We start from the raw sequence: 383 nt of genomic DNA on the forward strand, positions 1-383 counted from the left end.
TGCAGGGGTTCGGGGAGCGGCTAAAGCCGCCTTTAATCCGCCAAGATGAAGTTTGAATCGTCCTCATCGTCCGGTTTCCGATGACGCTCCAGATATTCCTCCACCAATACGTCTGTGATTTGTCCCGTGCTCCATGCCCCATATCCAACTCCCCAGAAATGCCGTCCCCAATACCGCTTCTCCAGATGCGGATATTCCTGTTGCAACAATCGTGATGTCCGCCCCTTCATTCGCTTCACTAAATCACTGACTGCCACCTTCGGCGGGTATTCCACATGCATGTGCACATGATCTGTACTCAGTACCCCTGTCAATATCCGCACGTCTTCCGCCTTGCATATCTGGATCAGCAGTTCTCGACAACGCGGTTTAATCTCCCCCAC

General features: G+C 52.7%; 1 protein-coding gene. It reads right to left on the reverse strand.

Annotated features, from left to right (window positions below):
- Positions 1-32 precede the first annotated feature (32 nt).
- Positions 33-383 (reverse strand): IS200/IS605 family transposase (tnpA, locus tag QZ269_RS13415; protein WP_291427189.1); only part of this gene is annotated, 351 nt, incomplete at its 5' end.

Origin of the sequence: Deinococcus sp., from assembly GCF_018260405.1 — a bacterium.
GTDB lineage: Bacteria > Deinococcota > Deinococci > Deinococcales > Deinococcaceae > Deinococcus.